Genomic DNA, 18,156 nt, shown 5'->3' with positions numbered 1-18,156 from the left:
CACATTTCAAAATGACTGAAAATATTCAACCGAACATTACCCCATCTGGCACCGGCAGAATAGCTTTGCCTGCAATGGAGCCCGGACATGTCTGGTTGGTGGGCGCTGGGCCCGGCGATCCGGGTTTGCTAACGCTTCATGCGGTCAATGCCTTAGGTCAGGCGGATGTGATTGTCTATGATGCTCTAGTCGATGAATCGTGTCTTTCGCTGAGAAATGCCACGGCGACACTCGAATATGCCGGAAAACGCGGCGGCAAACCTTCACCGAAACAGCGTGATATTTCGTTGCGACTGGTTGAACTTGCCAAAGAGGGCAAGAAGGTTTTGCGCCTCAAGGGTGGGGATCCGTTTGTCTTCGGGCGCGGAGCCGAAGAAGCGCTGACGCTCGTTGAACATGGCGTTCCATTTCGCATTGTTCCGGGCATTACGGCGGGCATAGGTGGTCTTGCCTATGCAGGCATTGCTGCCACGCATCGCGATATCAACCAATCCGTCACCTTTCTGACAGGGCATGACGCAACCGGATTGGTGCCTGACCGCATTAATTGGGAGGGCATTGCACAGTCTTCTCCGGTTATTGTGATGTATATGGCGATGAAGCATATCGATCTTATCACATCGCGGCTGATGGCTGCCGGGCGCTCACCCGATGAGCCGGTAGCCTTTGTTTGTAATGCCAGCTTGCCGGAACAGGTGGTTCTGGAGACAACATTGGCACGCGCCGTTTCAGATGTGGAAGCGGCTGGCCTCAATCCGCCTGCAATCGTCGTTGTGGGTGAGGTGGTGCGGTTGCGCTCTGGCCTCGATTGGCTGGGCGCCGAGGGTGGACGGCAGCTCATAAGTGATCCGCTTCATCTCAATCAGAAAAAGCGTGGAGTGCAAAGCGCATGAATGGCTTTATGATTGCAGCCCCGGCATCGGGATCTGGTAAAACAACTATCACGCTTGGTCTGCTGCGGGCGCTCAAGCGTCGTGGTGTAGCACTTGCTCCAGTCAAGGCAGGGCCGGATTACATCGATCCCGCTTATCATAAGGCTGCGAGCGGAGCAGAATGCTTCAACCTCGATCCATGGGGTATGCGGCCTGAACTTATCAGTGCGCTTTCTTCGCGTATGACCGAAGGCGGTAAGCTGCTCGTCGTGGAAGGCATGATGGGCCTGTTCGACGGGGCCATGAATGGCAAAGGCTCGTCGGCTGATCTTGCAAAGGTGCTTGATCTGCCGGTGGTGCTGGTCGTGGATTGTGCAAAGCAGTCGCAGTCTATTGCAGCGCTTGTTTCTGGATTTAGCCAGTTTCGCAAGGATGTGTTGATAGCCGGTATTGTACTGAACCGTGTGGGCAGTGCGCGTCATGAAATGATGCTGCGCGAAGCATTGAAGCCGCTCGGCATTACCGTTCTGGGTGCGATCCCACGCGACGATGAACTCGTCTTGCCCGAGCGTCATCTGGGGCTTGTGCAGGCCGGTGAACATGCAGATCTGGAAAGATTTCTCGATCACGCAGCCGATGTTTTGGAGGCGCGGTTCGAATTTGCAGCACTTGCGCATATCTGGTCGGGGCCGAAGCGTCATACAGCGATGGCCAATGTGCCACGTCTCAAGCCATTGGGTGACCGCATTGCGGTGGCGCGTGATGACGCGTTTGCTTTTGCCTATACGCATCTTTTTGAAGGCTGGCGTAGGCGTGGGGCTGAGATTTCGTTCTTCTCGCCGCTGGCCGATGAAGCACCGGATGAAAATGCCGATGCGATTTATCTGCCCGGTGGGTATCCCGAACTTTTTGCGGGCAAACTGGCTTCTGCCAAAAAATTCCAGTCGGGCATGAGGGCTGCTGCATCAAAGGGTATCGTCATCTATGGCGAATGCGGTGGCTATATGGTGCTCGGTGACGCGCTGGAAGATGCTCAAGGCATGAGCCACCCGATGCTGGGACTTCTGCCGCTTGAGACAAGCTTCGCCAAAAGAAAGCTTCACCTTGGCTATCGGTCACTCGCACCACTGGCTGGTGCGCCCTGGCAAATGCCGCTCAAGGCACATGAATTTCACTATGCGACGATTGTGCGTGAAGGGGATGCCGAACGACTTTTCAAAGTACGCGATGCAATGGGCGAAGAGTGCGGTGAAGCCGGCCTGCGTGTTGGCTCTGTTTCCGGCTCATTCATGCATGTGATTGATTTCAGCGGAGAAGATGCGTGAACACGCATATTGAACATGGTGGTGCGCTGGATCGTGCTATGGCCCGATTTGGCGGGAAGGCGGAAGAGTGGCTCGACCTTTCAACGGGCATCAATCCTGAACACTTTCCTCTGCCGGATTTCACGCCAGCACTTTGGAACCGATTACCCGATGAGGGGCTTCTGAAGCGGGTTCTTGTCTCAGCACGGCGATATTACAACGTTGCCGATGATGCCTCTATTGTGGCCGCACCCGGAACCCAGTCGCTTATTCAGCTTATCCCGACGCTGGCCAAACCTTCTACCGTCGCTATTTTAAGCCCAACCTATCAGGAACATGCTGCATCTTTTGCGAGCGCGGGCTGGAACGTGGTCGAATGTGCGACGCTTGAAGATATTCCGCAAGATGCGCGCGTTGTCACAATCGTTAATCCGAACAATCCGGATGGGCGAATTATCGCGCGTCCTGATCTGCTTGAGTTGGCGATGACACTTGGCGAGCGTGGCGGTTTTCTCGTTGTTGATGAAGCCTTTGCTGATCCGCATGTCGAGGTGAGTGTTGCGGCCCAGGCTGCCACAGCACCGATGATTGTGCTGAAGTCTTTTGGCAAGTTTTTTGGTCTTGCAGGCGTCCGTCTTGGTTTCCTGCTTGCAAGCACGGAAATCGTGGAGGAAGTAACTAAGCGTCTTGGCCCATGGGCCGTGTCTGGACCTGCCTTGGCGATAGCCGAACATGCCTTTGAAGATGATACGGAATTACAAAGGTTTCGTGAAAGCATCGATTGGCGGCGGGCGGAACTCGCAACGGTTCTGACGCGATGCGGCTTGCGGGAAGTGGGTGGCACGGCACTCTTCACTTTGGTCGCGCACCGCGATTCTCATGCGATATATGATGCGCTTTGTGAAAAACACATTCTGGTGCGAAAATTCGCCTATGCGCCGCAATGGCTGCGCATTGGACTTGCTGCCGATCAAGCGGCCTTTGCGCGTCTTGAGCAGGCGTTGCGTGATATTCTGCGCTTGAAAGATTGATTCAGGGAAATCTGGCAAGGCTATGGAAATAAAGCTGATTGTTCTTTCATTAGCGCTTGTTCTGGATCGCGTCGTTGGCGACCCACCATTGCTTTGGCAAAGATTTCCGCACCCGGTCGTACTGTTTGGAAAAGCAATCAGCTGGGGTGAAAAGCGTTTCAACAACAATGAGCTTTCGGTTCAAACGCTGCGCCGCAATGGCATGTGGCTCACCATCGGACTGGTCGCCCTTTGCGTATTTATCGGACTGGCTATCGAAAATCTTCTACCGTTCCTCGGCTCGGCTGGCGCGCTGATTGAGATCGTCATCGTCGCGGTCTTTCTGGCACAAAAGAGCCTCGCCGATCACGTGAAGGCGGTGGCGAATGGTCTGCGTGAAGAGGGGATTGAAGGTGGCCGCAAAGCAGTTTCGATGATTGTTGGGCGCAACCCCGAACAGCTTGACGAAGGCGGAGTCAGTCGGGCGGCAGTTGAAAGCCTCGCTGAAAATGCGTCGGATGGCATTGTTGCGCCTGCGTTCTGGTTCCTCATCGGCGGATTGCCGGGCCTGTTTGCCTATAAGCTCATCAATACCGCCGATTCGATGATAGGTCACCTGAATGAACGCTATCGTCATTTTGGACGGTTCGCAGCGCGCCTTGATGACGTGGTGAACTATATTCCCGCGCGCCTGACCGGGTTGCTGGCTGCTCTGGCTGCTGCTTTCACTCATAATAAGGAGACGGGAAAGCGTGCATTTGCTGTGATGTGGCGCGATGCGCGTCTGCATCGTTCGCCCAATGCCGGCTGGCCGGAATCGGCGTTTGCTGGCGCACTTGGACTGGCACTTGCCGGTCCCCGCCAATATGGAACAGAGAAGGTCGAAGGACCTATGCTTAACAGCGACGGCAAGCGCGATGTGAATGCCGAAGATATTGACGCAGCAATTCAATTATTCTGGACATTGATGAGCCTGATGACAGGGATATTGATCGTCGCGAGCCTGATAGGGCTTATCAGTCAGCTGATATAAACTGCGTTCCATCAAAGCGTTGCAGACGATTTGGATTGTCTGTGCGCGTACCATTGCCATCGAATTTGAGCGTACCAAGCGATGTCTCGAAAGAATTGTCGCGCAGAATATCGATCAAAGGCTGTTTCTGATCCGTCGCCTGTCTGATAGCCGCTTCCGCCAGTTCAATCGTGGCAAATCCGATGACTGAGTAGGCCTCTGGCAATTTTCCGGCCTGATTGATTGCATCAACGGCAGGCTTTGCAGTTGAAAGATCCTGTGGCTTTAACGGCGCGATCATCAGCGTGTCTGCGCTTAATGGCTGTGTGCCCGGCGCTGCATTCAAAACGCTGCCACCTGCGATCACCAGCGGATATTTGAGTGTCGCAGCACTCGCGCCAATTGCCGCGATATCATCGCGCTCTCCACCGACATAGACATGTGTTGCGCCTGCACGGCGCAGGCGGGCAACAAGCGCATTCTGGTTTTCTAGGCCCGGTCGATAAGTATCGGTGAAGACCGGCCGAAGTTGCTGTTCTTTGAGGTTGGCCAAAACATGCGATGCGCGCTCACGGCCCTCAATCGTACCGTCGTCAATGACAGCGAAGGGCTGGGAACGCCAGAGACTGCCCAAAAAGCTACCCGTAGCGAGTGTTTCTTTATCAAGGCCGGTTGTAAGACGAAACACAGGGAGCGGGGTGGCAGAACGCTTTTCTGTCAGCGTCGGGTCACTGACGCCCGAAGTAATGACCGGAATATTGCGCTGGTTCAATAAAGGCAGAGCAGCTTCCAGCGCTTCGGAACAAAGAAAGCCTGTAGCTATCTGTACATTGCCAGCGATGAAGCTTTCTGCAGCTGCTTTGCCCCCTTCGGCATTGCAGCGATCGTCCGCGACGATAAGTTCAGCGTTCTTCGCGGTTGCCGCCACGAGTGCACCATCGATAAGCTGATTGCCGAGTGGGGCAAATCCACCGCTCAAAGGCGCTGCAACTCCTATGCGTATTCCGGTTGGGTTTTCCTGCGCTATGGTCGGCAGGCAAAGCATCGTGAAAGCCGACAGTGCGGCGACAAATATCTTCGTGAAGTTGTGCACGCGTAATTCCGGGCGGAGAGCCGCTTTATGTTGTCCCGGCAATGGCACTGGTTTGATCACGCGATTTATCTTCATCAAACATTTCATGGCTAATTGAACGAAAAGTGGGTAGCGGTTTCCTCGCCTTTGTGCAATGCCCGTATATGTATACAGGTAAACAGATATTGGTCTGTGGAAGCCTGTCAGACAATACGGATGCTTGCTGACGTGCAAACAGATAAAAACATCACCTCAAATACTGTGCCGGTAGAACCGAAGACTTATCGTGATGCGATGAGCCATTATGCGGGCGCGGTACAGGTTGTAACCACAGCCGGTTCTGCTGGAAGACGTGGACTTACTCTGACAGCTTCTTGCTCGGTCTCGGATAATCCTCCGACTCTGCTGATCTGCTTGCAGAAAATGCATGAGGATAACCTGCTTTTCATCAAGAATGCGGTTTTTGCGGTCAATACGCTGGCAGGATCACACCAGCAGCTTGCGGATGCCTTTTCGGGCCGTATCGGCCTTACGCAGGATGAGCGCTTTGAACTCGCCGCGTGGGACGTGCTTGCGACGGGTGCGCCGACGCTGAGAGGTGCGTTGGCGGTTTTCGATTGCCGGGTTGTCAGTGTGCAGGATCATTCCACACACCACGTTTTGTTTGGTGAAGTGGTGGGATTGCGCTCCAATGCAGATGAAGAGGCACTGATCTATCTCAATCGTCGTTATCATACGCTTGAGCTTTGAATGTGCTTTTGGGAGGGGTGATGCACAAACGGATTGGATTAATTGCAGGGCTTTTGCTGACATTCGGCAGTTCAGCCCTCGCACAAGGACCGCTTCCACCTTTCAAAGACAGTTATTTTGCCTATCCGGGTGTTTTGAGCAGCGCTGACAATGGCGATTATAAAGTCATTGATTACAATGAAATGCGTGACATCAATGGCCGCGATGCTGTGCCCGAAAAGCGCGTTAAAGACGCCTATGTTTCGCTGAAAGCGCGTGCTTACCAGAAAGATGTCGTCTTTCAGACGGCGGCGGGTCCGGTAAAGGCCATGGCTGCTGGAAAGCAGCAAGGGGCGGCTTTTATCGTCATCTATCTGCATGGGCGCGGTGGTAACCGCCTGCAGGGGATGAATGATTTTACTTTCGGCGGTAATTTCAACCGTGTGAAGAATTTAGCTGCGCTCAATGGCGGGCTTTATCTGACGCCGGACTTCAAGGATTTTGCGACGACAGGTGAAGCGCAGATTGCGGGACTTATTGAAGCTGCAAAGGCAACGTCGCCATCGGCCCCGCTCGTCCTTGCTTGTGGGTCGCAGGGTGGTGCTCTCTGCTGGCGTATTGCTTTGAATGAGAAGGCGGCCAATCAGCTTGCTGGTCTGATCTTGTTGGGATCATTGTGGGATAGTGATTTTTTCAAATCACCTGCGTTCAAGAAACGCGTGCCGGTATTTTTCGGGCATGGCAGTCGTGATCCGGTTTTCGCAATTGACAAGCAGGAAGCCTTTTATCGCGACATACGCAAGAATGTTCCCGGATATCCTGTTCAGTTCCGACGCTTCGAAAGTGGCAATCATGGAACGCCGATACGAATGAGCGATTGGCGTGAGATGTTGAACTGGATATTCGCGAAACAATGATGATGCTTTTGTGGATGTGAATCGAAAAACTGGCAATGTGGCCTTCCTGCCACTCGACAATCCGTCAAAAGCGAATAGTTATCTCAGTTAAAATTTTACCTAATCAGCAGATCGTAAGAGGTTGATCATGTACGGACGCACCCGCATCGGAGCCCGTTTTTTTGTCATTGCCATGCTGGCTCCATTGGCTGCCGCTTGTACGACAACCACGCAAAATGCGACGGTTCCCGGCAAGTCCGAGGCACCGGTCACTGCGTCGACCATATCGCTGCCACGTTTCGTTCCGACCGCAACGGTTGATTCTTCGCTGGTCCAGCCTTGCATTACCGCTGCTGCCAACAAGTATTTCTTGCCTGAACGTGTCATCAGCGCGGTTAACTCCCGCCCGGGTGCTGGCGGCGGTACAGATGTTGATCTGAAGGTCGATCTGCGCACAGCAGTTTGTCAGGTTTCTGCGAACGGTTCGGTTCGCTCGGTTATCGATACTTCACCAAAGAGCGCAGATCAGGTCGCTGCTGAAGCTGCTGCTGCTCAGGCCGCATCGGTTGCGCCAGCTGCACCGAAGAAGTCGAAGAAGAAGTGATTCAATAAAACTTCATAACATACGAAAAAGGCAGGGATTTCCCTGCCTTTCTGTTTCTGTTCATTTGTCCGGTTTTTCGCCATACCATCGCGGCGTATAGACCCATTCTCCGCCCTCTGCTCGCGGAAAACGAACAGTGTGGGACGAGCCGACAATCACCACAGTTCGCATGTCTACATCATCGGGTGTGAGTTGCGACAGCGAAAGAACGCGGGTTGTTTCCGCAGGTCTGCCAATATCGCGGCCAAGCACGACGGGCGTTTCAGCATTACGATATTGCCGGAGAATTTCCAGTGCACGACCGAGCTGATGCGGGCGAGCTTTGGAAATAGGATTGTAGAAAGCCATGGCCAGATCGGCTTGTGCTGCCAGCGCCAGACGTTTCTCGATCACATCCCAAGGCTTGAGATTGTCGGAAAGCGAGATGATGCAGAAATCGTGCCCAAGCGGCGCGCCGATACGGGAAGCCGCAGCCATCGCCGCCGAAATGCCGGGCTGGATGACCAGCTCAACACCATGCCATGACGGATCGGATGATTCATGCAGTGCTTCGACAACCGCTGCTGCCATGGCAAATACGCCCGGATCGCCTGACGATACCATCACCACATCACGGCCTGAAGCCGCGAGTTCAAATGCATGGCGTGCACGCTGCATTTCCTCGCGATTGTCGGTCATATGGATGATCTGGTCGTCCCGGAACGGGCCAGCCATGCGCACATAGGTTTCATAGCCAAGCACATCTTCGGCCTGTTCCAGATCGCGCTGGACAGCGGGTGTCATCAGGTCTCGTGCGCCGGGGCCAAGGCCAACCACAGTCAGCTTGCCACGCTTGCGCCCGATGAAGAGAACATCGGCCGGTGAAGGTGCGACAGCCAGTGTCAGTTTTTCGTCCCTAATGCACTGAACAGGGTTTTCTACAGAGGCCATCGCAAGATCGGCATTGCCTGTCACAAAGCGCAATGGTGTTTTGAGTGCCTGTGCTACCTGATGAATATGCAGTGACTCGCAATCTCTTTCGTGAGCGAGAAGCAAGGCGAGGGAATCCCTGGATAAGCCAGCATGATCAAGTGCTTGCCCGATCAGGCTTGTCAGGTCTTCTGTCGGCTTTTCGATTGCAATAGCAATTGTTCGGGGATGATAGACCAGCTCATTTGCCTGCGGCGCGCGCGTTTCAGGCGTGATGCTGATTGTGAGTTGCCCATTATCAGAGAACGGTAATTTTGATGTTGTGAGCCAGCGAGACTGCCCATTGAGGCATAGAGTTTTTCCAGCCAGCAGATCGGACATGAAGGTCTTGACGGATTCAGGATTGGCGAGAGTCAATTCTGCGGGCGGGTGTAACAGATTGATACCAAAGCGGAGCTCGCCCGTCGTGGTGATTGCAGGGGCTACTGCGAGCGCGTGAGCGATTGTTCGCGCCACATCATTGACGCCAGAAAGGCCACCAAGCAACGGCACGACAGCACTGCCGTCTTCTGCAACGGCCAGAACCGGCGGCTCTATCCGTTTGTTTTGCAGAAGGGATGCAAGCGCGCGGATAACGATGCCAGCGGCGCACAATGCGATGATTGGACGGCCTTCCTCGTAAAGCATACGTATCGTGTCGCCGAAATGCGTGAAACGCTTGTCCGCACTGGTAACGCGACTTTCCAGCCCGAGAACTTCCGCATTTCCAAGCGCAGACTGTATTTTGCGCGCGGTAGAAATTGCAGCTTCACCTAGAACGAGAATGGCCGCTTTCATGCGCCGTTCCACTTGCTGCCCGGAACGAGAATGATCGAGAAATAAGGGCAATCGCTGCCGCTGACTTCCGCCAAGGGCGCAATGCGCTGGTTCTGCATAGTTGCGCGCTCGATATAGAGCGCGCGATCCATCAGCCCAAGCTCAGTCAGGACGTTGCGAACCTTGTCGAGATTTTTGCCGAGTTTCATGATAGCTGCGGCCTCGGTGCCAGCAAGACGTTTTTTGAGCTCTTCCGCGCTCATGACGCCGGAGAGGATCGAAAGCGTCTGATTGCGATAGACGAGCGGTGCACCAAGTACGGCGGCGGCACCCAAGACCGAGCAAACGCCGGGCACGACTTCCGTTTCGTATTTTTCGGCCAATCGGTCGTGAATATACATGAACGAGCCGTAGAAGAATGGATCGCCCTCGGCAATCACCGCCACGTCACGACCCGCATCGAGATGGCTTGCGATTGTGCTCGTGATCTCGCTGTAGAAATCGCTGACGATCTGCTCGTAGTCCATATGAGCGGGCAGTTTCTCTGTCGTCACCGGATAGATGAGTGGAACCAAAGTCTGTTCTGAAGACAGATAGGTTTCGACAATCGTCAGTGCGTTGCCCTTTTTGCCCTTGGCTGCGTGGTAGGCGACCACAGGGGCAGATTTGAGCAGTCGAAGCGCTTTGAGCGTGATGAGTTCAGGATCGCCGGGACCGACGCCCAGACCATAAAGCTTACCTTTTTGCGCCATTATTCGCGCTCCGAAGCAAGTGCATTGACGGCAGCTGCGGTCATGGCGCTGCCACCACGACGTCCGCGCACGATGACGAAAGGGACACCACGGCTGTTTTCAGCCAGTTCGTCTTTGGATTCGGCAGCGCCCACAAAGCCGACCGGCATGCCGATGATAAGCGCAGGTTTCGGCGCGCCATTGTCGAGCATTTCAAACAGGCGGAAGAGGGCGGTCGGTGCATTGCCGATTGCAACTATGCTGCCTTCAAGATGTGGAAGCCAGAGACCGAGCGCTGCTGCAGAGCGCGTGTTGCCGATCCTCGCTGCCAGTTCCGGCACGGATGGATCGTTCAATGTGCAGATGACTTCATTATTGGCTGGCAGACGTGAGCGGGTAATGCCTTCTGCGACCATGCGTGCATCGCAGAGGATCGGAGCGCCTTTGAGAAGAGCGTCGCGCCCGGCGTGCCCTGCGTCATTCGAAAAGACGAGGTCTTCAACAATATCAACCATACCGGATGCGTGGGCAACGCGTACGGCAAGCTTTTCGAGATCGGCGGGAATGCGGCTCAGATCGGCCTCAGAACGGATGATGGCGAAGGAGCGGTCATAAATGGCCTGTCCGTCGCGGATATAGTCTGTCATGGCGTCCGCTCTACCTGTTGTTTAACGCGCATCTTGCCCGAGAACTGTTTCGCACTGTTCGGGATACACTCTTATAGATTCCGGGCGTTCAAAATAAACGCAGCCTCGTCAATAGTGACGTTTGAGGCCAATAGCTGCCCGAAACGCGATGGTCCAGCACTGTCTTGCGAAAAGAGATCATAATGACCATGCGAACGCGCCAAAAGCGTGTGTGGCAGAGGAGAAAGCGCTGCGCAGGATTTGGCGCAACCCGTAACATGGACCTGTTTGTTGCCGGAAATCAGCAAATCTGCGAGATGTTGAGAGTCGGTCAAAGTGTCAGCAAGGGCGGAAGCACAGCCGGTTGAACCGGAACAGGCCCGAAGGCGTGCTTGTGGGGCTTCTGGTGACGTTGCCAACCCCAGTTCGTTCAATCTGGCTGAGGCCCGGTTGCAGTCTGCTTGCCCGATGTTTGGCAGGAGAATGCCTTGCCATGGTGTGAGGCGAATTTCGCCGCCATTCACGCTCTCCGCAAGCCGGGCCAGCTTATGCAATTGTTCCGTCTGCAATCTTCCGAGAAGTGGCATTGCGCCTACATAAAATCGTCCGTCATTCTGCAAGTGTGTCCCGAGCCATGAGAAGGGTTTTGTCGGCTTTCGTTCCCAGCTTGGTACGGGAGAGAACTCAAAAGGCAGCTCTCGCAAGAATCGATCCCGCGGTAAGGTTTCAAATAGGTGCTTCATCCGTGCCACGCCTGCTCCGGCGCGGCTTTGAAACAGATCAAGCAGGGCTTCGATCAACGAGAGCGCTTGCGTTTGTGTGATCATGCCGACAGGCTGGGTATCCGGCGACGACGCCAGGCCGAACACGTAATGTGCGCCATCGTCCATTGCCGAGAGCCAGATATCACCCGTATGTGAAATCATCGCGCAATTTTCGCCGCCATCAATCTGGAAAGAAAATTTTGGTGATAATGCGTGATATTTTTCGGCGCTTTCAAGCATTGTCAGCAACGAAGTCGCAAGGCCGGAGGTATCGGCAAGCTGTGCCTGATCGATTGATGCGGTGGGGCTTACCATCACATTGCGAATGTCATCGGCAGACGGATTGTCTGCACCAAAACCGGCATCATAGAGCGCTGTAATTGCCTTAGCCCAATTGGCGGGTGCAATGCCGCGTATTTGTACGTTTGAGCGAATCGAAAGTTCGACCGTGCAGTTTCCAAACTCTTGAGCAATTTCGGCCAAAACATGTGCTTTGGAAGCGCTGATCCTTCCCAAGGGAAGCTTGATGCGGGCAATTGCCCCATCTTTAGCCATGACCATGCGTGACAAGCCGGGGCAGGCATTGCGCCGGTCGGGTCTGCTCGCGTCGGTTTGGCTGCTTTGCTGGCTCAACATATTGGCCTTATACGCCTTCGTGCTTGCACTTGCTACTGCGCCGCCATACGAACGGAAAAAAGGAGCAACGCTTATGAGCTGCTGGTTGACAGTTATCGGTATTGGTGAAGATGGATTGGCGGGCCTTGGTAAAAATGCCCGCAACGCGCTCGTCAATGCGGACGTCATTTTCGGCGGCAAGCGTCATCTGGCTTTTCTCGATGATGAGGCCAAAGCCGAGCGAGTTTCATGGCCATCTCCGTTCGACAATTCGTTTCCGATGATCGAGGCGCAGCGCGGCAGGCAGGTTGTGGTTCTGGCAAGCGGCGATCCGATGTTTTTTGGCATGGGCGCATCTCTGAGCCGTCATTTCTCGTCACAAGATATGCAGATCATCCCGTTTCCATCCTCATTGTCGCTGGCGGCGAGCCGTATGGCATGGGCATTGCAAGAGGTGCGTACGGTCAGCGTGCATGGGCGTCCGTTAGAATTGCTGGCACCACATGTTCTGCCGGGAGAGAAAATTCTTGTGCTCAGCAATGATGGCACAACACCTGCAAAAGCCGCCAAGCTTCTGAACGGCAAAGGCTTCGGTCAAAGCCGTCTGACGGTGCTTGAACATTTGGGTGGGCCAAAGGAAAAGTGCATCAGCGGTCGGGCGGAAGACTGGTCACAGGAGAACTGCGCCGATCTCAATGTTCTGGCAATTGAATGCATCGCTGCGTCAGATTCTGTTGTTTTCTCAGCCGTCAGCGGATTGCCCGATGCAGCTTTTGAAAATGACGGTCAGCTGACCAAACGCGATATTCGTGCCGTGACGCTCTCGCGGTTGCAGCCCCTTCCGGAGCAACTTCTCTGGGATGTCGGCGCAGGTTGCGGTTCTATTGGCATTGAATGGATGCGTGTTCATTCGTCGTGCCGCGCCATTTCTATTGAGGCTGATGAAAACCGGCAAGGCATGATTGAGCGCAATGCGCGCGCGCTGGGCGTGCCCGGCTTACAGCTGATAAAAGGCGAAGCACCCGGAGCGCTAAACGGGCTTGAAGCGCCTGACGCGATTTTCATCGGCGGCGGTGTTACGGATGAAGGTGTGATCGAGGCCTGCTGGGCGGCGCTGAAACCCGGCGGCCGACTGATTGCCAATGCGGTGACATTGCAGAGCGAAATGCAGCTTTTCAACTGGCGACAACAGCATGAGGGGGAGCTTACGCGGCTGCAGGTCGCACAAGCAGGCGCTCTTGGTTCATTTGATGCATGGCGCCAGGCTTTACCCGTCACAATTTATTGCGGCATCAAACCGCGCTGATCGAGAAAAGATGACTTGTATTGTCATCTTACATTCAGGTAAGGCTTGCTCACCGTTTAAATATAGGAGAGCAGGCATGTCTGATCTGAGCCTGAACGCCAATACCCGCATCGCACTCAGCAATCCTGATCGCATCGTTAATCAGTTGCTGGATCATTTTGTTGAACATGCTGACGTACAACGGCAGGAGAGCAGCGCAAAGCTGGTCCTGAGCTTTGGTCAGGCAGATGTGCAGTGGGACGACGAGGTCGTCAGCGTTGACGTAAAGAGCGGTGATGAAACCGGTCTCGCCTATATGAAATATTCCATCGCCGAACATGTGCTCGAATTTCTTGACAAAGGAAGTCCGAAGCCAAAGATCATCTGGGAAGGTGACGGTGCCGCTGGTTTGCCGCTACCTTATTTCCGTGAAATGCAGGTCGTTGCCGTCAGCAATGTTACGCCGCATATGCGTCGCGTACGTTTAAAAGGTAACGAGCTTGCTCGCTTCGCCCACACGGGTCTGCATATTCGCTTGCTGTTTCCGCCAAAGAGCCTCGCCAAGCCGCAATGGCCCGTATCGGGCGAAGATGGTCGCCCTGTCTGGCCAGATGGTGATGCCAAACTTGCGACACGTGTTTATACGATCCGCCAGATCGATGCCAAGGCAGGTTGGGTGGATATCGACATGGTTGTTCATGGCGATGACTGCAATGCCCCGGGTTCCGGCTGGGCGATCAGCGCCAAGCCCGGCGATATTGTCGGTATGACAGGCCCCGGCGGCGGTGATGCTGCTGATGATGCGAATTGGTATCTGCTGGCTGGTGATGAGACCGCACTTCCGGCGATTGGCCGTATTCTGGAGCGCCTTCCGGAAGGTGCCAAGGCGGTCGTCCGTGTCGAGATCGACAGTGAGGCGGAAGAACAGGCCATTCAGTCCCGCGCCGATGTGGACCTGCAATGGCTGCATCGCAAGGGAGCTGAAGCAGGCACAACGACGCTTCTGCAGGATGCGGTCCGCGCCGTGGAGCTGCCAGAAGGCGAAGAGAGCATCTATGTTTGGGCGGGGTGCGAGTTCAACGCGTTCCGTTCGATCCGCACCTATATGCGCAAAGAACGAAACATCCCGAAGGACAAGCAATTGATTGTTGCTTATTGGCGGCGCGGTCAGGATGGCGACAATGCGCGCCGCGGCTCGGATGATTAGAGCGTGTCCCAAAAAGTGTGAAACGGTTTTCGGGCAAGATGCGCGTTAAAATAAGCAGTTAGAGCGCGTTTCACTCCGGTCGGATTATGCTCCAATAAAAAGGGGACCTTGCGGTCCCCTTCATTTTAGCGCTTGAAGCCTTCGCTGGCTCGCATCAGGTTCTTTGTATAATCGGCGTTGATATTGCCATTTACGAGGTCTGATGCCTCAAGCTGTTCCACAACTTCGCCATTGCGCATAACGGCGAGCCGATCACACATATGGGTGACGACTCCCAGATCATGGCTCACCATTACAAAGGTCAGCTTGCGATCACGGCGTACCTGTTCAAGCAGGTTTAGCACTTCCGCCTGAACGGAAGCATCAAGCGCCGAGGTTGGTTCATCGAGAAGCAGGATGCTTGGTTCGACAATCAATGCGCGTGCAATAGCGATACGCTGTCGTTGGCCACCCGACAGCTGATGCGGATAGCGGAAGCGGAAGCCTGAACCCAGGCCCACTTCATCCAGTGCGCGGACAATACGCTTTTCGCTGTCTTCCACGCCATGAATGGCGAGTGGTTCGAGCAAAAGGCGGTCGACTGTCTGGCGCGGGTGAAGGGAGCCATAAGGGTCCTGAAACACCATTTGCACAGTGCGGTAAAACGCCTTGTCACGCGGTGTCTTGAGCATATTCCCATCAATGCGGACTTCGCCGTCATCAATGGGTGCAAGCCCTGCCACTGCGCGCAGCAGTGTGGATTTTCCGGAACCGGATTCGCCAACGAGCCCATAGGACTCGCCGCGCGCCACTTCGATACTGACTGACTTCAATGCATGGAAATGATCGAAGAATACGTCGACCTTATCAACGCTGAGTGCTGATGCAGTGCTCATAGCCGCCATGCCTCCTGACGCTGCAAGGTAGGCAGGGGATGTTGATCCGCTCCGATCTTGGGCATGCAATTCAGCAGTCCTTGCGTATAGGGGTGTTTCGCGTTGGCGAGATCGCTTGCTGCAATCTCTTCAACGATCTTGCCTGCATACATGACGATAACGCGGTCGCAGAAGGATGAAACGAGACGCAGATCATGACTGATGAAAATCAACCCCATACCGCGTTCCGCTACCAGCTTGTCGAGAATGCCCAGCACTTCGAGCTGAACCGTCACGTCAAGTGCCGATGTCGGTTCATCGGCAATCAGCAATTCAGGTTCTGCAACGAGCATCATGGCAATCATAACACGCTGCCCCATGCCGCCTGAAACTTCGTGCGGATAGAGCTTCATCACGCGCTCAGCATCACGAATTTGTACAGCTTCAAGCATTGAAATCGAACGCTTGCGAATTTCACCGCTGCTATACTTACCGTGAGCCTTGAGCGTCTCGGCAACTTGCCTGCCGATCGTCATAACCGGATTGAGCGAGTATTTCGGGTCCTGAAGCACCATGGCAACGCGACCGCCGCGCAATGCGCGACGCTCCCGTGCAGAGATGTTCAGCAGATCGATGCCGTCGAACTGCAACGTCTTCGCAGTGATCTGCGCGTGCGGAGGTGTGAGCCCCATGATCGCACGCCCGGTTTGCGATTTGCCCGAACCGGATTCACCCACGATGCCCAGACGTTCGCGGCCAAGCGTAAAGCTCACGCCGCGCACGGCTTCAATCGCACCGGTACGGGTGGGGAAGGTGACGCGGAGATCATCAACTGTCAGAAGCGGCTTCATTGGTTGTTACCCCGCGGATCGAGTGCATCGCGCAGGCCGTCGCCGAGGAAGTTGAAGCCAAGGCTGACGATGAGGATCGCGATACCTGGCATGGCTGCAACCCACCACTGGTCGAGAATGAAACGGCGACCTGATGCAATCATTGCACCCCATTCCGGTAGTGGCGGCTGCGCACCGAGACCAAGAAACCCGAGGCCTGCCGCAGTCAGGATGATACCTGCCATATCAAGCGTCACACGGACGATCAGCGAAGAGGTGCAGAGCGGCATGATGTGACGCAGAACGATACGGAAAGGTGAAGCACCCATCAGACGAACAGCGGAGATGTAATCGGAATTGCGCACGGTCAGCGTTTCTGCACGTGCAATACGTGCATAAGGCGGCCAAGAGGTAATCGCGATTGCAATGATGGCGTTTTCAATGCCCGGTCCCAATGCTGCAACGAAGGCGAGCGCCAAGATAAGCTTTGGGAAGGCAAGGAAAATATCGGTTATGCGCATCAGAACGGCATCGACCCAACCGCCTGCATAGCCTGCAACTGTACCGACCAAAAGGCCAATAGGCGCTGCAATGACAGCAACCAGCAGCACCACATAAAGTGTGATGCGGGAGCCGAAAATCAGGCGAGAGAGAATGTCACGTCCCTGATCGTCAGTACCAAGCAGATAACCTGGTGTACCGGGCGGCAGGAGACGCGCATTGGCGAGATCGCCTTGCGTCGGCGAATGCGGTGCGAGCACGTTTGCAAATGCTGCAACCAGAACCAGTGCGACGATAATCATCAGGCCGATCACTGCGAGTTTGTTCGCGGTGAAACGACGCCAGATCATGTAGGAGCGGCCCATGCGGGCTTGCATGCGGGACTGTGGACGCTCGGAAAGCAGCCATTCGCGCCATGAAAGATTTGAAGTGTCTGTCATTTGACTCATCTTACGCGCGTCCTCGGATCAAGGAGCCGATACAGGAGATCGGACACAAGGTTGAGCGCGATAAAGACCGAACCGATGATAATAGTACCACCCAGAACGGCATTCATATCGGCGTTTTGCAGCGAGTTGGTGATGTAAAGACCAAGGCCCGGCCACGCAAAGATCGTTTCGGTCAGAACCGAACCTTCAAGCAGGCCAGCATAGGAAAGCACAATCACAGTCACGAGCGGTACGGCTGCATTGCGCAGAGCGTGGCCCCAGATGATCCGCGTTTCAGAAATGCCCTTGGCACGTGCTGCAATGATATACTCCTGCTCAAGCTCATTGAGCATGAACGAGCGTGTCATGCGGCTGATATAGGCGAGGCTGAAATAGCCAAGCAGCGCCGATGGCAGAACAAGGTGCGAGATGATGTTGCGCAGGGCTTCCCAATCGCGCTGGATGATAGCGTCGATTACGTAAAATCCGGTAATCGGCGTAAACGTATATTCAAAGGTGATGTCGATACGGCCGGGGCCTGACGTCCAGCCAAGGCGGGCATAGAAAATCAGCAAGGCCAGCATGCCAAGCCAGAAAATCGGCACTGAATAGCCAACAAGGCCAATGATGCGCACGATCTGGTCGATGATGCTGCCGCGCTTGACTGCCGCCAGAACACCCAATGGAATGCCGAACAGCGCGCCGATAATCGTGCCGATGGTTGCAAGCTCCATGGTCGCCGGGAAGACGCGGCGAATATCGGTCATGACCGGATTTGTGGTCAGAACAGATGTTCCGAAGTCGCCTTGCAGCACACCTTTCACATAGAGGTAAAACTGCTGGTAATAGGGCAGGTTGAAGCCCATTTCCTGACGCACACGTTCAACCACATGCGCAGGTGCGCGATCGCCGACGATTGCCAGAACAGGATCAATCGGGACAACGCGCCCAATGAAGAATGTCACGGCCAGAAGGCCAAGATAAGTTGTTGCTACGATCACCAGAAAGCTGGCGACTGCTAAAGCGATGGAAGAGGAGCGCCGTCGGGCGCCCCTCTTTTTAGTTGCGGTTGTTGTCGTGCTCAATTGTCT

18 protein-coding genes are annotated in these 18,156 nt (G+C 54.7%); 9 read left to right on the top strand and 9 right to left on the bottom strand.

The window, feature by feature from the left end:
• The first annotated feature begins 11 nt into the window (after nucleotides 1-11).
• Genes cobA through cbiB form a run of 4 tightly spaced genes read left to right on the top strand, consistent with a single transcriptional unit; the run spans nucleotide 12 to nucleotide 4,219 of the window.
• On the top strand, nucleotides 12-893 hold the full coding sequence (gene cobA / locus ACSME1_RS02280; RefSeq protein WP_024898932.1) for a uroporphyrinogen-III C-methyltransferase: 882 nt from the start codon (nucleotides 12-14) through the stop codon (nucleotides 891-893).
• Nucleotides 890-2,197: a cobyrinate a,c-diamide synthase gene (locus tag ACSME1_RS02275; protein ID WP_024898933.1), complete on the top strand. Its 1,308-nt coding sequence runs from the start codon at nucleotides 890-892 to the stop codon at nucleotides 2,195-2,197. Before cobA ends, ACSME1_RS02275 begins: the two co-directional genes overlap by 4 nt.
• The gene (gene cobD / locus ACSME1_RS02270; RefSeq protein ID WP_024898934.1) at nucleotides 2,194-3,207 is read left to right on the top strand and encodes a threonine-phosphate decarboxylase CobD; all 1,014 of its coding nucleotides are present in this window, start codon (nucleotides 2,194-2,196) and stop codon (nucleotides 3,205-3,207) included. The genes ACSME1_RS02275 and cobD overlap by 4 nt, the downstream gene beginning before the upstream one ends.
• Nucleotides 3,208-3,229: 22 nt before the next feature.
• Entirely contained in the window at nucleotides 3,230-4,219 is a 990-nt protein-coding gene (gene cbiB, locus ACSME1_RS02265) for an adenosylcobinamide-phosphate synthase CbiB (RefSeq protein WP_024898935.1), read from the top strand.
• Here the strand turns inward: cbiB and ACSME1_RS02260 are convergent.
• A complete protein-coding gene (locus tag ACSME1_RS02260) occupies nucleotides 4,203-5,378 on the bottom strand; it encodes a branched-chain amino acid ABC transporter substrate-binding protein (RefSeq protein WP_111787275.1) in 1,176 nt (391 codons plus the stop codon). The two genes, cbiB and ACSME1_RS02260, sit on opposite strands and share 17 nt — an antisense overlap.
• 120 nt (nucleotides 5,379-5,498) lie before the next feature.
• On the opposite strand from ACSME1_RS02260, the gene ACSME1_RS02255 reads away from it, so the two are divergent.
• The 3 genes from ACSME1_RS02255 (at nucleotide 5,499) to ACSME1_RS02245 (ending at nucleotide 7,499) form a co-directional block, all read left to right on the top strand.
• The gene (locus tag ACSME1_RS02255) at nucleotides 5,499-6,020 is read left to right on the top strand and encodes a flavin reductase (protein ID WP_024898937.1); all 522 of its coding nucleotides are present in this window, start codon (nucleotides 5,499-5,501) and stop codon (nucleotides 6,018-6,020) included.
• A 20-nt stretch (nucleotides 6,021-6,040) separates the two neighbouring features.
• Nucleotides 6,041-6,916: an alpha/beta hydrolase gene (locus ACSME1_RS02250; protein ID WP_036567743.1), complete on the top strand. Its 876-nt coding sequence runs from the start codon at nucleotides 6,041-6,043 to the stop codon at nucleotides 6,914-6,916.
• A gap of 127 nt (nucleotides 6,917-7,043) precedes the next feature.
• Nucleotides 7,044-7,499, top strand: coding sequence for a hypothetical protein (locus ACSME1_RS02245; RefSeq protein WP_105705816.1), 456 nt, complete (start codon nucleotides 7,044-7,046; stop codon nucleotides 7,497-7,499).
• Between the two features lie 60 nt (nucleotides 7,500-7,559).
• On the opposite strand, the gene cobJ is transcribed toward ACSME1_RS02245, so the two are convergent.
• The 4 genes from cobJ to cobG all read right to left on the bottom strand — a co-directional run bounded on the left by cobJ (nucleotide 7,560) and on the right by cobG (nucleotide 11,981).
• On the bottom strand, nucleotides 7,560-9,245 hold the full coding sequence (gene cobJ / locus ACSME1_RS02240; RefSeq protein ID WP_024898940.1) for a precorrin-3B C(17)-methyltransferase: 1,686 nt from the start codon (nucleotides 9,243-9,245) through the stop codon (nucleotides 7,560-7,562).
• Nucleotides 9,242-9,976: a precorrin-2 C(20)-methyltransferase gene (locus ACSME1_RS02235; protein ID WP_024898941.1), complete on the bottom strand. Its 735-nt coding sequence runs from the start codon at nucleotides 9,974-9,976 to the stop codon at nucleotides 9,242-9,244. The genes cobJ and ACSME1_RS02235 overlap by 4 nt, the downstream gene beginning before the upstream one ends.
• A complete protein-coding gene (locus ACSME1_RS02230) occupies nucleotides 9,976-10,602 on the bottom strand; it encodes a precorrin-8X methylmutase (RefSeq protein WP_024898942.1) in 627 nt (208 codons plus the stop codon). The genes ACSME1_RS02235 and ACSME1_RS02230 overlap by 1 nt, the downstream gene beginning before the upstream one ends.
• A 71-nt stretch (nucleotides 10,603-10,673) precedes the next feature.
• A complete protein-coding gene (gene cobG / locus ACSME1_RS02225) occupies nucleotides 10,674-11,981 on the bottom strand; it encodes a precorrin-3B synthase (RefSeq protein ID WP_024898943.1) in 1,308 nt (435 codons plus the stop codon).
• A gap of 73 nt (nucleotides 11,982-12,054) precedes the next feature.
• Between cobG and cbiE the strand changes: the two genes are divergently transcribed.
• Both cbiE and ACSME1_RS02215 read left to right on the top strand, forming a co-directional pair.
• Nucleotides 12,055-13,266 carry a precorrin-6y C5,15-methyltransferase (decarboxylating) subunit CbiE gene (gene cbiE / locus ACSME1_RS02220; protein WP_105705817.1) on the top strand — a complete coding sequence of 404 codons (1,212 nt, stop codon included), beginning with the start codon at nucleotides 12,055-12,057 and terminating at the stop codon, nucleotides 13,264-13,266.
• 76 nt (nucleotides 13,267-13,342) lie between these two features.
• Nucleotides 13,343-14,452, top strand: coding sequence for a siderophore-interacting protein (locus ACSME1_RS02215; RefSeq protein ID WP_105705818.1), 1,110 nt, complete (start codon nucleotides 13,343-13,345; stop codon nucleotides 14,450-14,452).
• A gap of 125 nt (nucleotides 14,453-14,577) precedes the next feature.
• On the opposite strand, the gene ACSME1_RS02210 is transcribed toward ACSME1_RS02215, so the two are convergent.
• The 4 genes from ACSME1_RS02210 to ACSME1_RS02195 are packed head-to-tail and all read right to left on the bottom strand — an operon-like array spanning nucleotide 14,578 to nucleotide 18,150.
• A complete protein-coding gene (locus tag ACSME1_RS02210) occupies nucleotides 14,578-15,327 on the bottom strand; it encodes an ABC transporter ATP-binding protein (protein WP_024898946.1) in 750 nt (249 codons plus the stop codon).
• On the bottom strand, nucleotides 15,324-16,157 hold the full coding sequence (locus ACSME1_RS02205) for an ABC transporter ATP-binding protein (protein ID WP_024898947.1): 834 nt from the start codon (nucleotides 16,155-16,157) through the stop codon (nucleotides 15,324-15,326). The genes ACSME1_RS02210 and ACSME1_RS02205 overlap by 4 nt, the downstream gene beginning before the upstream one ends.
• Nucleotides 16,154-17,086 carry an ABC transporter permease gene (locus ACSME1_RS02200; RefSeq protein ID WP_105705820.1) on the bottom strand — a complete coding sequence of 311 codons (933 nt, stop codon included), beginning with the start codon at nucleotides 17,084-17,086 and terminating at the stop codon, nucleotides 16,154-16,156. The genes ACSME1_RS02205 and ACSME1_RS02200 overlap by 4 nt, the downstream gene beginning before the upstream one ends.
• A complete protein-coding gene (locus ACSME1_RS02195) occupies nucleotides 17,083-18,150 on the bottom strand; it encodes an ABC transporter permease (protein ID WP_105705821.1) in 1,068 nt (355 codons plus the stop codon). The genes ACSME1_RS02200 and ACSME1_RS02195 overlap by 4 nt, the downstream gene beginning before the upstream one ends.
• Nucleotides 18,151-18,156 lie beyond the last annotated feature (6 nt).

The organism is Brucella pituitosa, assembly GCF_965577835.1.
GTDB classification, from domain to species: domain Bacteria; phylum Pseudomonadota; class Alphaproteobacteria; order Rhizobiales; family Rhizobiaceae; genus Brucella; species Brucella pituitosa.
The sequence above is the reverse complement of the archived record's forward strand: the minus strand, read 5'-3'. Positions and strand labels throughout refer to the sequence as shown.